The sequence below is a fragment of the Pseudomonas sp. GW821-FHT11D10 genome (assembly GCF_058808435.1).
In genome coordinates, this window is record NZ_JBXARR010000001.1 from 455,490 (window position 1) to 467,274 (window position 11,785).

The window sequence follows — 11,785 nt, forward strand, 5'->3', positions numbered from 1 at the left end:
TTCAGCTCCTGGCCAGTTGGGTGGTGACGGGGCGCTTGAGTTGCGCCTCTGCTTCGGAAACGGAACGCGGCGGCGGGGACGGCTCGAGGCCGATCATCCGTGCGGTGTTGTTGCCCAGGTAGTCTTCGAGGGTGTCCTCGTCGAGGTTCAGGCCCTGCGGCGGCTCGTGGCAGAGCACTTCGAGCAGGCGCAGCCACATGCCCGGTTCGTTCGGCGGGGTGTCGGTGCCGAACAGGATCTTGTGGGTCGGCAGGACCTTGGCGAACTCGACGATCCGCGATTGCAGGCACCAGCCGGACTCGCAATAGACGTTGGGCAGCTCCATCGCCCATTGCATCGGTTCGAACACGTAGACGCCGCCGGTCTGCACGCCGAAGTGGGCCATGATGAAATCGACGTTGGGGAACTCCTTGATCATCGGCACCCATTCCGACGGGATGCTGTAAGGCCCGTCGCCGGTGTGCAGCTTGACTGGAATGCCCAGCTCGGCGCATTTCTCGAAGGCCGGGCGGACCCAGTCCAGCGCACGGTCAGGCCGGTAGGCGTGCATGTTGGCCTGCATCTGAACCATCTTGAAACCGTGTTCCTTGACGTAGCGCTCGATCGCCTCGACGCCGTTTTCCACGCCGCAGCGCGGGTTGTAGACGAAGCAGCCGATGAAACGGTCCGGGTAGGTCTGGACCATTTTCAGGGTGTAGGCCATGTAGGCGTCGATGGATTCGCGGCCCGACAGTTCACCGTCGGTCCAGGTGTAGATGGTGTTGCCTTGAGGCGGCTGGATGAAGGCTTTGTCGATGCGGCGAGGCTTGCCGTTGACCATGTACGGGCCATCCATCATCTCCAGCAGACGCTCGCCGGTGAACGGGTCACCGTCATGCCTCCAGGCGAGGTCCACGAGATCCGTGGGATAGCAGCTGATATCGATGATCATTGAAGTCGATCTCCTGATAGCGGGGAAGGGAGCCTTGCGGCTCACAGCATCCACGTCCCGGGCAATCGGCCGTTTCTATGCGCAGCACTCGCGCATTCCCTCGCCTGTTCGCATCCGGCCCGGGTGGGTGGTTGCTTGAGGCGAGTATTGGAAGGCGGGGGAGGGTTCGTACAATATTAATTGGGTGGGGTGGTGATACTTGTTCGATATGGGCTTGCCAGCGATGGCGTCAGTGAAGTGTTTGCATGGCCAACTGCTTGATCACTTCAACAACAGGGGCTACCCGCTCGGCCTGCCCATGCGGCCACACCGCATACAGGTTGTAATGCGCCGCAATCTGCGCCTCGTTCAACGCCACCAGCCGCCCGCTGCGCAACGCATCGGCGGCCAATAATCCACGCACCAGCCCCGCGCCGACACCCGCTTCGGCCGCCGCAATCAGATTCGCCGCATTATCAAAAATCACCCGCGCCGGCGGTTCGGTCGGTGTCATCCCCGCCGCATCCAGCCACGGAATCCACGACCTGCGCGTATACCCCAACAACGGCAATTCAAGAATCTGCGCCGGGCTCAATGGCAGCTGCAAACCATGCCGCTCCAGCAACGCCGGAGACGCCACCGCCAACACCCGATCCCCACAAATCTGGGTCATCTCGCAATCGTCCCAATCGCCATAGCCATAGCGCAGCGACAGGTCCACCCGTTCGAACGTGCTGCGATCACTGCGCGGCATCGACAGGATTGTCACTTCGTAATCCGGCAAGCCGTCGAGCAGTTGCGGCAGACGCGGATTGAGCCAGCTCTGCGCCAGTTCGCTGTCCACATCCAGGGTCAGACGCTGAGCCACGCTGCGGTTTTTCACCGAAGACAATGCCCGGTCAATCTGCGCCAGACCATCCGACAGCACGCTGGCAAACAGCTGCCCGGCATCGGTCAGGTTGCTGCCGCCGCCTTCGCGCACGAACAGCGGCTGGCCGATGAAGTCTTCCAGGGCGCGGATCTGCTGGCTGATCGCGCTGTGGGTCAGGTCGAGCTTGCGCGCGGCGCTGGAAAAACTGCCGCTGCGCGCTGCGTGGATGAACGCGCTCATGGACTGGACCGACGGGTATCGCTTGTACATGTTGTTAGTCCTGCTTACACCGGTTGGCAGAAATCGTCGCTGGCCGCGCGTTGCCGGGGGTTCCAATAATCGGTCACCAGGCCCGCACAAAGACGGGCCGCTCTTTTGGAGCCTGACAATGATTGCATTCACGGTAAACGGCGAACGACGCGAGCTGGATGAGGCGTCCCCCTCCATGCCCTTGTTATGGGTGTTGCGTGATCAGTTGAAACTCACCGGCACCAAGTTCGGCTGCGGCATGGGCCTGTGCGGTGCCTGCACCGTGCACCTGAACGGCGTCGCGGTGCGTTCCTGCCAGTTGCCGCTGGCCGCCGTCGCGGGCCACAGCATCACCACCATCGAGGGCCTGTCGCCCAGCGAAAACCATCCGCTGCAACTGGCCTGGGTCGCCGAAGATGTGCCGCAATGCGGCTACTGTCAATCCGGGCAGATCATGTCCGCCGCTGCGCTGCTCAACACCGGTGCACCGGTCAACGACGACTCGATCCGCAACGCCATGTCCGGGAATATCTGCCGCTGCGGCACTTACGGGCGCATCAACAAGGCGATCAAACGTGCGGCGAATGCGCCGAAGGAGGCGTGATGAGCCTCATCGACGGCACACTTCATGAACCCTCGCGCCGGGTGTTTCTCAAGCAGGCGGTGACGGTGGCGTCCGGGCTGGCGATTGCGCTGTACCTGCCTTCCGGCGCGGCGGCGACTGAAGCGAAAACCACAGCCGCTGAATTCGAACCCAACGCCTGGGTGCGCGTGCTGCCCGACGGGACGGTGAAACTGGTGGTGCACAAGCACGATTCCGGCACCGGTACCCAGACCGCGCTGGCCGCATGTGTGGCCGAGGAACTGGACGTCAACCCGATGACGGTGCAGGTCATCACCCCGGAAGATCCGTTCTTCGAAACCTACATTCATCCGGTCTGGAAAGTCTTCTCTACGGGCGGCAGCACCAGCGTTTCACTGGAATACGACCGCCTGCGCATGGCCGGTGCCACGGCACGCGCGCTACTCATCAGCGCGGCGGCGCAGCAGTGGAAAGTCAGCCCCGACAACTGCACCACCGAGGAAGGTCGGGTCGTGCATGCGTCAAGCAAGCGCAGCCTCGGCTACGGCGAACTGGCCGGCGCGGCGGCGCATCTGCCGGCCCCGGCCAACGTCACGCTGAAGGATCCGGCGCAGTTCAAATACATCGGCAAGTTGCGCCACAAACGCGATGCGGCGGCCAAGGTTTGCGGGCGTTTCAAGTACAGCATCGACGTGCAGTTGCCGGGGATGCTGGTGGCAGTGATTCAGCGTGCGCCGGTGGTGGGCGCCAAGGTTGTCGCGGTGGATTCGGCGGCAGCCTTGCAGGTGCCGGGCGTGCGCAAGGTGATCGCGATTCCCGGTCGGCCGGACGTGCTCGGCGGCAACCTCGAAGGCGTCGCGGTACTGGCCGAAACGTTCTGGGCCGCGCAGCAGGGACGCCAGTTGCTGGAGATCAAATGGAGCGATTCCCCGCTGGCCGGCTTCGACAGCGCCGAGCTGGCCAAGGCACAGATCGCAGCGATCAGCGACCCGGCAACGCAAACCGTCAAAGCCATGGCCCAGGGCGATGTCGCCGGGCAATGGCCGGGTGCGGCGAAGCTGCTCGAAGCCGATTACACGATGCCCTACAAGGTGCAAAACCCGCTGGAGCCGATCTGCATCACCGCGCAGGTCAAGGACAAGGCGATCACCTATTGGGGCGGCGTGCAGGTGCCGTCGTCGGCGCTGGAAGCGGCGCAGACCGTGTGTGGAATCGGCAAGGACAAAGTCACCATTCATGAGCTCGTGTCCGGTGGCAGCTTCGGTGCGCGGGAAGCCAAATACTGGTTGTTCGAAGTGGCGTATCTGGCGCAGAAAACCGGTGTGCCGGTGAAACTGCTCAACAGCCGCGAAGACGAAATGCACGCGCTGTTCAATCACCCGGCGACTTTGCACCGGGCAAAAGGCGCACTGGATGCCCAGGGCAAACTCACGGCGCTGCAACTGCATGCGGTGTCACCGGCCTCGCCGGAGCAGTGGGAGCCGGGCTATTTCGAGCGCCCGGATCACATGGATTACAGCACCACCGAAGCAATCACCGCGTGGGACTTCGCCTACCGTCTGCCGCACCTGGAACTGAACTGGGTCAAGCACGAAAGCAACGTGCCCAGCGGCTGGTATCGCTCGGTCAGTTTCATTCCCAACGTGTTCGCCGTGGAAAGCTTCATGGATGAACTGGCCCATGCGGCCGGTGAAGATCCGCTGGCGTTCAGACTGGCCAACATGCAGGAGCGGCCACGGCATGTTGCGGTGCTGAAACAGGCGGCCGAACGAGCCGGTTGGGGCCAGAAACTGCCGCCGGACACGGCGTTGGGGATCGCCACTAACCAGGGCTACACCAGTTTCATCGCCGTGGTGGCGCGAGTCGCGAAGGTGGACGGCAAGGCGCGGGTCGAGAAGCTGACCTGCGTGGTCGATTGCGGTCTGGCGGTGTCGCCCGGCGGGGTCGAGGAACAGATCTATGGCGGGCTGATGTGGGGCCTCGGTCACGCGCTGTTCGATCGCCTCGACATCCAGCAGGGCAGAGTGATGCAGAGCAATTTCCACGACTATCGCGTCACCCGCATGTCGGACATGCCGCCCGTGGACATCCTCGTGCTCGAAGGCCAGCCGGACAAACCGGGTGGCGTCGGAGAGTTGGGCAGTCCATCGGTGGTTCCGGCGATTGCCAATGCGCTGTTCAGCCTGACCGGGGTGCGTCAGCGTTCCACGCCACTGAACCTGGGGTAAGCCGCCATGGACCTGCGTTTGCTGCGGTACTTCATGGCGCTGGCCGATGAGCTGCACTTCGGTCGCGCCGCCGAGCGGCTGCACATCTGCCAGCCGCCGCTGAGCCAGCAGATCCGCTTGCTGGAGGAAGAGCTCGGCACCCCGCTGTTCGAGCGCAGCCATCACCGGGTCGAGCTGACAGCGGCGGGGCAGATGCTCAAGGAGCAGGCGCCGCTGGTGTTCGAACAACTCGAAAGGGCGCTGGACCTGACTCGCCAGACCGGGCGCGGGCAACTGGGCGAGCTGGAAATCGGCATGATCAGTTCGGTGATGGTCGGCGTGCTGCCCAAGGCGCTGCACCTGTTTCGCGAGCGCTATCCGCAGGTCACCTGGCGTCTGCATGAGATGACCCCGGCGGCGCAGGTCAAGGCGTTGAAGGAAAAACGCATCGACGCCTGCGTGTTCCGCGTCGGCTATGACGACCCGCAGTTGCGCAATGAATTGCTGATCCATGAGCCGATCCATGTGGTGATGCCGCAGGATCACCCGTTGGCCCGACGCGAAGTGCTGGCGCCGGCTGATCTGGCGCAGGAGCCGTTTGTGGCGCTGGAACTGAAGCAGTCGCGGTTCGCCAATTTTCTCTATCAGTGCTGCATCCAGGCCGGGTTCACCCCGCAGATCCGCCAGCAGGTGATCGAAGTGCAGACCTTGCTCAGTCTGGTTCGCGCCGGGTTCGGTGTGGCGCTGTTGCCGGCCTCCATCGAACAACTGGCCCCGGCCGGACTGGTGTTCCGGCGCCTGACCCCGGCGTTGCCGCAAGTGCCGCTGTACGCGACGTATCGGGCGGACGATGCCTCACCGGTGCTCAAGCTGTTTCTCGATACGCTGCGCGAGCTGGTCGATCACTCATCGCGGTAATCAGGCACAAAGTTGCCCGGCACGATCACAACGGCCTGCGGTCGTAAACTTCACATGCGCGAACTTGTGGAGAACCAATGAGCCGGGACGTCCTGACCACCGAAACCAATCGCCGTCAGTTGCAGCAGATCATTGCCGGCCTGTCCGACGGGGTGATTCTGCTGGAGCTCGACCAGACGATTCTCTGGGCCAACGAAGCCGCGCTGGCGATGCATGGCGTCAGCCGGATCGGCGAGCTGGGCAACAACGCCGGGGAATACGTCGAGCGCTTCAACCTGCGCTATCGCAACAACCACACTTTGGCGCCGGAGCAATACCCGATCAGCCGCGTGGCCGCCGGCGAAACCTTCAGCGACGTGCTGGTCGAAGTCACCCCGAACAGTGACGAGGAACGCACCTGGGTGCACAGCGTGCGCAGCATGGTGTTGACCGATCGCGACGGCGACACCGAGTCGCTGGTGTTGATCATGAGCGATGTCACCGACTGGGCCAACGCCGAGCAGCGCTTCGAAAAAACCTTCAATGCCAACCCGGCCCCGGCGGTGATCTGTCGCCTCAGCGACCTGCGTTATATCAAGGTCAATCCGGGTTTTTTGGAAATGACCGGCTACACCCGCGATCAGGTGATCGGCGCGTCGACCTATGAGCTGGATATTCTCGAACAGGCCGAGCGCAAGGACCTGGCGATCCAGCGCCTGCGCGATGTCGCGACGATTCCGCAGATGCAGGCTGAATTGCGCTTGCCGGACGGCGGCAGCAAACAGGTGATCGTCGCCGGCCAGCCGCTGGTGCTCAACGACGAGGACTGCATGCTGTTTTCGTTCGTCGACATGGAGCCCCGACACAAGGCCGAAGTCGCCCTGCGTCAGAGTGAGGAACGGTTCGCCAAGGCCTTTCGCCTGACACCGGTGCCGATCCTGATTTGCAGCGCCGACGAGCAGCGGCTGATCGACGTCAATCAGGCCTTTCTCGATACCCTGGCGTACGAGAGCGACGACGTGCTCGGCAAGACTGTCGCGCAACTGGACTTCATCGATGAACCGGCGGAGCGCGCCCGGTTGCTGGCGGCGCTGGAGAAGACCGGCCGCGTTGACCGCGTCGATATGCGGATCCGCAGGAAAGACGCCGAGCTGCTGGAATGCGCGGTGTCCGCCGACACCGTCAACATCCAGGACGCGGTTTGCTATTTGCTGGTGCTGATGGACATCACCGAGCGCAAGCGCACCGAGCTTGAGCTGGTGGCGGCGATTGAAGAGGTGATGAAGGATGCTTCATGGTTCAGCCGTACGCTGATCGAAAAGCTGGCAAATGTGAAGAAGGTCAATTCGCCGCAGCTGCCGAGTGTGTCGTTCACTGATCTGACGGCTCGCGAGCGTGATGTGCTGGGGCTGATTTGTGAGGGGCTGGCGGACAAGGAGATTGCTGCGCGGTTGAAGCTGGCGCCGAACACGGTACGCAATCATGTGGCGACGGTGTATTCGAAGCTGGATGTGCACAGTCGCAGCGAGGCGATTGTCTGGGCTCGCGAGCGTGGGTTGTTTTCGGGGGGCGGTCGGGGGCAGCGGTAAGGTGCAAATGCACTAGTTCATGGGGTGCAAATTCGGGTGTTTGATCGGGCGGGGTGTTCTTAGTCTGGTGAGGTGCGATGCATTTTTTTGGTGATCGTGTCTTTTTGGAACCTGCTAATGGATCAGCCCTTTATGAATGTGTTGTTGGTTGTTGAGTCTGGTTGTGTGGAGCTGGCGCGATGATTTATCTGGCGCAGTTGCGGGCTCGGCTTGAGCGTAGTTTTTCGCCGTTGGCTTGTGAGTGTGTGGTGGATGGGGATCATTCGCTTACGGTGAAGCTGTATCACCCGGCTTCAGGGCAGGTTGATCTTGTCATCAGTGGGTTGAGCCTTGATGCCTTGCGTACTCCGGAAGCGGTGGATGCCTTGATTGATGAATTGCGGTATGAGCTTCAGAGTAATTCCCTGCGTTCGCCCGGTTGAACTTGGCGGCCTCTGGGCCGACCAGGTTCTTGTTCGGTTTGGGTGAATATCCGTTGCTTCGGGGGCTGCCGCTGGCGGTTTCGCCCTTACGGCGAGTCACCTTTTCCAAACGCCGAAAAGGTAACCCAAAAGGCTTTACCCTGACGTACGGCCCTCGCTGTGGCTCGGGTTCCTTCGCTCCGGGATTGATCCGGGGGCATCGCCTACGGTTTGCTTCGCTGCACCTCCTCTCGATGCATGCGGCTGCGCCGCACGGTCGCTGCGCTCCCACCCCCGGATCAATCCCTCCACTCAGCCTGCCGACGGGCCCTGCGATCAAAAGCGGTACTCGAGCTAACGCTCATCGTGGTGAGTGGTGAAGAGCGCGAAGCCGACTTGTGTGCTCTTCAAAGCTTGAGTTCGCCTCGCTGGTTCAGGTCGATGTAACTCGAATGAACAACTCCGTAGGCTCCCTCTCCCTCCGGGAGAGGGCTGGGGTGAGGGCAGGCTCTTGAGGTTGTCCTCGATTCGTCGAAACCCACGATCCAATCAACAACTCCGCCCAAAATCGACAGCCAATTCCCCCCAATCCCACCATTTCACTGGCACTCACCCCCCACTGGTCTATAAGGAATGAGTGGTTCGGTTTCCATAACCGGGCGTTGTCCTGCTCGGCGACGGGAGTTTTCTTCCATTCATCGCGGGTCATCCTATGAACAATCCTGGGAAACGCGTGTGTTTTTCGTTGTTGTCGGCTTTCGGTCTGGTGCTGCTCAGTGGCTGTGCCAGTCCTCCACCCCCTCCGCCGGCAGCACCGCCTCCGCCTCCTGAGCGGACTTGTCAGGTCATGGAAAATACCGAGGTCGCCGGTGATGCGTATGTCGACGGGCAAGTGACTCGACACATCACCAAGACCCGTTGCGTCACTCAATAAGCCGGACGCCTGTGAGGGCGCGGGTCGAGTGGATTGTGCTGGTGGCCGATCTGGTCGGCACGGCGGTGTTTGCGGTTGAAGGCGCGATTGCGGCGATGCGCAGTCAGCTTGATCTGCTCGGGGTGATGGTGATTGCGTTCATCGTCGCGCTCGGTGGCGGGGTGACGCGTGATCTGTTGATCGGTGCGACGCCGCCCAAGGCTGTGGCGGACTGGCGCTATCCGGCGCTGGCGTTTGCCATGGGCGGGGTGGCGTTTGTTTTTCATGAACTGGTGCTGGGCTGGTCCGGTTCGACGCTGATCGTGCTGGATGCGGCGGGGTTGGCGTTGTTTGCCGTGGCCGGGGCGCAGAAGGCGTTGAATTTCGGGATCTCGCCGTTTGTGGCCATGCTGATGGGCACGATTACCGGGGTTGGTGGCGGGGTGCTGCGTGACATTGTGCTGGCGCGGGTGCCGGTGGTGTTGCAGGCGGATTTGTATGCCAGTTCGGCGTTTGTCGGGGCGGCGGTGTTGATCGTCGGGCGCAGGCTGGGTGTGCCGCCGGTGGCGGCTGCGTTGCTGGCCGGGGCGGCGTGTTTGTTGTTGCGGTTGTTGTCGGTGCATTTTGGCTGGCAGTTGCCGAAGGTGCTGGAGGCATGAAAAAGGCAGCCCTTGGGCTGCCTTTTGTTTTGCGTCAGAAGCGGATCAGGACAGGAAACCACCGTCCACGTTCAGCGACACGCCGGTGGTGTAGCTCGACGCATCGCTCGCCAGGTACAGCACGGCGCCGGCCATTTCGCTCGGGTCGGCTACGCGTTTGAGCGGGATCTGCGTCAGGGCCTGTTTCAGGATCGCGTCGTTCTTCACCAGGGCCGAGGCGAATTTGGTGTCGGTCAGGCCTGGCAGCAGGGCGTTGCAGCGGATGCCGAATTGCGCGCATTCCTTGGCGAAGACTTTGGTCATGTTGATCACCGCGGCTTTGGTCACCGAGTAGATGCCCTGGAAGATGCCTGGCGAAATGCCGTTGATCGACGCCACGTTGATGATGCTGCCGCCGCCGTTCTCGCGCATCAGCTTGCCGGCTTCCACCGACATGAAGAAGTAGCCGCGGATGTTCACGTCGACGGTTTTCTGGAAGGCGCCGAGGTCGGTGTCCAGTACGTTGCAGAATTGCGGGTTGGTCGCGGCATTGTTGACCAGGATGTCCAGGCGCCCGAACTGTTCCTTGATCCCGGCGAAGACCTGGCTGATCTGTTCCATTTCGCCGATGTGGCAGGCGACCGCTGTGGCCTTGCCGCCGGCGGCGATGATGGCGTCGGCCACGTGCTGGCAGCCTTCGAGTTTGCGGCTCGAAACGATCACATGGGCGCCTTGCTGGGCCAGCAGTTTGGCGATGGCTTCACCGATGCCGCGGCTGGCGCCGGAGACGAAAGCGATCTTGCCGTCGAGGTCGAACAACTGAGTCTTGGACATGGGATTCCCTTGTAGTAAGCCTTGTTATAACGCCGTCATCAGAGGCTTGATTTGGCAATGACCTGCAGGCTCATCTGCTCCAGCAGTTTGTTCATGTGAATGAATTGCGCGAAGCGTTTGTCCTGGGTCTGGCCATGAAAGAAGCGGTAGTAGATCTGCTGCACGATGCCGGCCAGGCGGAACAGGCCGTAGGTGTAGTAGAAGTCGAAGTTGTCGATCTGGATGCCCGAGCGCTCGGCGTAGTAGTCGACGAATTCGCGGCGGGTCAGCATGCCCGGGGCGTGACTTGGCTGGCGGCGCATCAGTTGCACCGGTGCCGGGTCGTCGGCCTGGATCCAGTAGGCGAGGGTGTTGCCCAGGTCCATCAATGGATCGCCGAGGGTGGTCAGTTCCCAGTCGAGCACGCCGATGATCTGCATCGGGTTGTTCGGGTCGAGGATGACGTTGTCGAAGCGGTAGTCGTTGTGGACGATGCTGGAGGTCGGGTGATCGGCCGGCATCTTGTCGTTGAGCCAAGCTTTGACCTTTTCCCAGTGCGGTGCGTCCGGGGTCAGGGCTTTTTCGTAGCGCTCGCTCCAGCCTTTGATCTGGCGGGCGACGTAGCCTTCAGGCTTGCCGAGGTCGCCGAGGCCGCAGGCGTTGTAATCGACCCGGTGCAGCTCGACGAAACGATCGATGAAGCTCTTGCACAGGGCTTCGGTCTTCGCTGAATCCAGGCCCAGCTCCGGCGGCAGGTCCGAGCGCAGGATGATCCCCTTGACCCGTTCCATCACGTAGAACTCGGCGCCGATCACCGAATCGTCGGTGCAGTGCACGTAGGCTTTCGGGCAATACGGGAAGCCGTCGCGCAACTGGTTGAGGATGCGGAATTCGCGGCCCATGTCGTGGGCGGACTTGGCCTTGTGGCCGAACGGTGGACGGCGCAGGACGAATTCCTGGTCCGGGTATTCCAGCAGGTAGGTCAGGTTCGACGCGCCGCCGGGAAACTGGCTGATCTGCGGCGTGCCGGTCAGGCCCGGAATGTGCGCCTTGAGGTACGGATCGATCAGGCTGGCATCGAGTTCTTCGCCAGAGCGGATACGGGTGGACTGGTCAGTAAGCGCCATGCTTATCCCTTCTGCTTATTTTGGAGGCCAGACATCATTGGCTAATCTAATGGCGCGCTCGGGTCGTCACAAGCGCGGTTCGGTCTTATAGGTTAGCGTGTTGGACGATAATCACCTTTGGGAATGTGCGCGGCGGGCCGCTGGCGACTAAGGTTTAGCGCGTATGCCTTGTTCACGAAGGAGCTTTGAAATGGGCTGCCCGCAAGTCTGTGCCAGCGCCACCCTGCAATGCAGTTTCGGCGCCGCGCCGGCGGTGCTCAACGTATTGCCGGTCAACCGCACGCTGACCGGCGGGATGCCGGCGGCGAACATCATGGATCATATTCCGCTGGTCAACGTCACCACGTTTGGCATGTGCATGAGCATGGCCAACCCGATGGTCGCCGCCGCCACGGCTGCGGCATTGGGCGTACTGACGCCGATGCCGTGCATTCCGGCGACCGCCACGCCGTGGATCCCCGGCGGTGCGCCGACCCTGCTGCTGGGCGGGATGCCGGCGATCGATGCCAACAGCACGTTGATGTGCAACTGGGCGGGGGTGATCAAGATCGTGATGCCGGGGCAGATGCAGATGTTGATTCCCTGAG

11 protein-coding genes are annotated in these 11,785 nt (G+C 62.1%); 7 read left to right on the forward strand and 4 right to left on the reverse strand.

Annotated elements, in window-relative coordinates:
- Position 1: 1 nt before the first annotated feature.
- Entirely contained in the window at positions 2-931 is a 930-nt protein-coding gene (locus tag AC1RT4_RS02240) for an amidohydrolase family protein (RefSeq protein WP_007952852.1), read from the reverse strand.
- Positions 932-1,160: 229 nt separating this feature from the next.
- Positions 1,161-2,051, reverse strand: coding sequence for a LysR substrate-binding domain-containing protein (locus tag AC1RT4_RS02245; protein WP_474731237.1), 891 nt, complete (start codon positions 2,049-2,051; stop codon positions 1,161-1,163).
- A gap of 118 nt (positions 2,052-2,169) precedes the next feature.
- Here AC1RT4_RS02245 and AC1RT4_RS02250 point away from each other — a divergent pair, with 118 nt between their 5' ends.
- The 6 genes from AC1RT4_RS02250 to AC1RT4_RS02275 all read left to right on the forward strand — a co-directional run bounded on the left by AC1RT4_RS02250 (position 2,170) and on the right by AC1RT4_RS02275 (position 9,279).
- Positions 2,170-2,634, forward strand: a complete 465-nt coding sequence (locus tag AC1RT4_RS02250) for a (2Fe-2S)-binding protein (protein WP_085602752.1) — start codon at positions 2,170-2,172, stop codon at positions 2,632-2,634.
- Positions 2,634-4,841: a xanthine dehydrogenase family protein molybdopterin-binding subunit gene (locus AC1RT4_RS02255; RefSeq protein WP_493083249.1), complete on the forward strand. Its 2,208-nt coding sequence runs from the start codon at positions 2,634-2,636 to the stop codon at positions 4,839-4,841. The genes AC1RT4_RS02250 and AC1RT4_RS02255 overlap by 1 nt, the downstream gene beginning before the upstream one ends.
- Positions 4,842-4,847: 6 nt before the next feature.
- Positions 4,848-5,738 (forward strand): LysR family transcriptional regulator, encoded by an 891-nt coding sequence (locus tag AC1RT4_RS02260; protein WP_011334794.1) that lies wholly within the window; start codon positions 4,848-4,850, stop codon positions 5,736-5,738.
- A 77-nt stretch (positions 5,739-5,815) separates the two neighbouring features.
- Positions 5,816-7,306, forward strand: a complete 1,491-nt coding sequence (locus AC1RT4_RS02265; protein WP_493083251.1) for a helix-turn-helix transcriptional regulator — start codon at positions 5,816-5,818, stop codon at positions 7,304-7,306.
- Positions 7,307-7,485: 179 nt separating this feature from the next.
- Positions 7,486-7,728, forward strand: coding sequence for a DUF1652 domain-containing protein (locus AC1RT4_RS02270; RefSeq protein WP_493083253.1), 243 nt, complete (start codon positions 7,486-7,488; stop codon positions 7,726-7,728).
- 954 nt (positions 7,729-8,682) lie between these two features.
- Positions 8,683-9,279, forward strand: a complete 597-nt coding sequence (locus tag AC1RT4_RS02275; protein ID WP_235375874.1) for a trimeric intracellular cation channel family protein — start codon at positions 8,683-8,685, stop codon at positions 9,277-9,279.
- Between the two features lie 45 nt (positions 9,280-9,324).
- Here the strand turns inward: AC1RT4_RS02275 and AC1RT4_RS02280 are convergent, their stop codons facing one another.
- Complete coding sequence (locus AC1RT4_RS02280) at positions 9,325-10,092, reverse strand: SDR family oxidoreductase (RefSeq protein ID WP_085687598.1); 768 nt, start codon at positions 10,090-10,092, stop codon at positions 9,325-9,327.
- 38 nt (positions 10,093-10,130) lie between these two features.
- Positions 10,131-11,198, reverse strand: coding sequence for a phosphotransferase family protein (locus AC1RT4_RS02285; RefSeq protein ID WP_127798534.1), 1,068 nt, complete (start codon positions 11,196-11,198; stop codon positions 10,131-10,133).
- Between the two features lie 190 nt (positions 11,199-11,388).
- Between AC1RT4_RS02285 and AC1RT4_RS02290 the strand changes: the two genes are divergently transcribed.
- A complete protein-coding gene (locus AC1RT4_RS02290; RefSeq protein ID WP_007958887.1) occupies positions 11,389-11,784 on the forward strand; it encodes a DUF4280 domain-containing protein in 396 nt (131 codons plus the stop codon).
- The last annotated feature ends 1 nt before the right edge of the window (position 11,785 follow it).

Bases quoted from the DNA above. Each gene is read 5' to 3' on its own strand.
- AC1RT4_RS02285 (WP_127798534.1), bottom strand. From the start codon at position 11,198: ATGGCGCTTACTGACCAGTCCACCCGTATCCGCTCTGGCGAAGAACTC.
- AC1RT4_RS02245 (WP_474731237.1), bottom strand. From the start codon at position 2,051: ATGTACAAGCGATACCCGTCGGTCCAGTCCATGAGCGCGTTCATCCAC.
- AC1RT4_RS02260 (WP_011334794.1), top strand. From the start codon at position 4,848: ATGGACCTGCGTTTGCTGCGGTACTTCATGGCGCTGGCCGATGAGCTG.
- AC1RT4_RS02240 (WP_007952852.1), bottom strand. From the start codon at position 931: ATGATCATCGATATCAGCTGCTATCCCACGGATCTCGTGGACCTCGCC.
- AC1RT4_RS02270 (WP_493083253.1), top strand. From the start codon at position 7,486: ATGATTTATCTGGCGCAGTTGCGGGCTCGGCTTGAGCGTAGTTTTTCG.
- AC1RT4_RS02265 (WP_493083251.1), top strand. From the start codon at position 5,816: ATGAGCCGGGACGTCCTGACCACCGAAACCAATCGCCGTCAGTTGCAG.
- AC1RT4_RS02255 (WP_493083249.1), top strand. From the start codon at position 2,634: ATGAGCCTCATCGACGGCACACTTCATGAACCCTCGCGCCGGGTGTTT.
- AC1RT4_RS02280 (WP_085687598.1), bottom strand. From the start codon at position 10,092: ATGTCCAAGACTCAGTTGTTCGACCTCGACGGCAAGATCGCTTTCGTC.
- AC1RT4_RS02290 (WP_007958887.1), top strand. From the start codon at position 11,389: ATGGGCTGCCCGCAAGTCTGTGCCAGCGCCACCCTGCAATGCAGTTTC.
- AC1RT4_RS02250 (WP_085602752.1), top strand. From the start codon at position 2,170: ATGATTGCATTCACGGTAAACGGCGAACGACGCGAGCTGGATGAGGCG.